A 1,311-nucleotide genomic window follows, 5' to 3' on the forward strand; every position below is an offset into this window, starting at 1 on the left:
GACCTCCTCCGCGGCACCCGACACCACACCCGACTGCGCACTGGTCTCCTCGGCCGACGCCGAGATCTGCGCCGAGGAGGCGCTCAGCTCCTCCGACGACGCCGCCACCGCGTCCGCCGAGGAGGCCACCGTCCCCAGCACCGTCCGCAGTTCGGCCACCGCTGCATCGATAGCCAGGGCCGCACGGCCGACCTCGTCGGAACGCTGGACACCGGTGGTCCGAGTCAGATCGCCGGCTGCGAGCGCCGTTGCGACCTCCACCACGGAGTTGAGCGGACGCACGATTCGGCGGGAGACGCCGAGTGCCAGGCCCAGCGCGGCGAGCAGACCGAGCGCGATCGCCGTGGCCATCACCCACTGCGCGCGGCTCTCCGCGGCCTGCGCCGCGACCGTGGCGCTCTCCACGCGGTCCTCGAGCGATTGCCGCAACTCGCCGGTGAGCGTGAAGACCTCGAAGTAGACGTCCCACCCGGGACCAAGGATCAGTGCGTCACCGGCCTCGAGGGCGTCCGGAGTGTTCATGGCGTAGGTCTCGACCACCTGGTCGTCGACCTCGAAGTAGGCCTCCCACTGCTGCTCGATGGTGGCGAAGGTCGTCCGCTCCGTCTCGGTGAGCACCTCCGTCGGCATCGCGGCCAGGTGACCGCGCAGCCGCTCGGCACTGTCGAGGAAGCCGGCGCGATTGGCGTTGTCGTCGGCGACTGCCGCCATGCCACCGAGGCGGCGGGTGTCCCAGGCGTAGGAGGCCTGCCAGCCGGTGACGTCGGAGTTCGAGGTCTCGACATCCTGGATCGTGCTGAGCGCCCCGTTGAGCGCGTTGACCTCCTCCAGCGTGTCCCCGGCGAACAGCAGCTGGGCCATACCCAGCGCACCGACCGCGCCCGCCGCGAGCATGCCGGCGGCGCCGACGGTCAGGATGGCCCCGCGAACGCCATATCGTGCCCGCGGTGCTGTCCGGTTCGTGCTCATGTCGTCCTCACAATGATGCTCAGTTCGCTATTCGGGGGTCGGTGATCGACGGTGTCATCGCCGGAGAATTGCTGGCGGCCTGGTTCCTGACTTTCCTTCAGGGCGCGGCGAAAGAGGTCGGTGACGGGTTCTGCTTCGTCGACATGGCACGTCGACAAAGCCATCCGGTGAATGTGCGGGGCGGGTGGCGACCGCAGCGGTCCCACCCGCCCCGACCGGCGGTCCGCTCAGTAGGTGAACTGCCCGACGGTGGTGCGCAGGTCGGCGGCCATCCGGGACAGCTCGTCGACCGCCGTGCGGGTCTGGGTCAGCGCCTGCGTGGTCGAGTCCGCCGCCGTGGAG

General features: G+C 70.1%; 1 protein-coding gene. It reads right to left on the minus strand.

Annotated features, from left to right (window positions below; all coding sequences use genetic code 11):
- A partial coding sequence (locus tag E9565_RS06570; protein ID WP_236834361.1) for a HAMP domain-containing protein occupies nucleotides 1-969 on the minus strand: 969 nt, incomplete at its 3' end.
- Nucleotides 970-1,311: the final 342 nt, after the last annotated feature.

The sequence above is a fragment of the Blastococcus sp. KM273129 genome (assembly GCF_021698995.1).
In the GTDB taxonomy this organism is placed as follows: Bacteria; Actinomycetota; Actinomycetes; order Mycobacteriales; family Geodermatophilaceae; genus Blastococcus.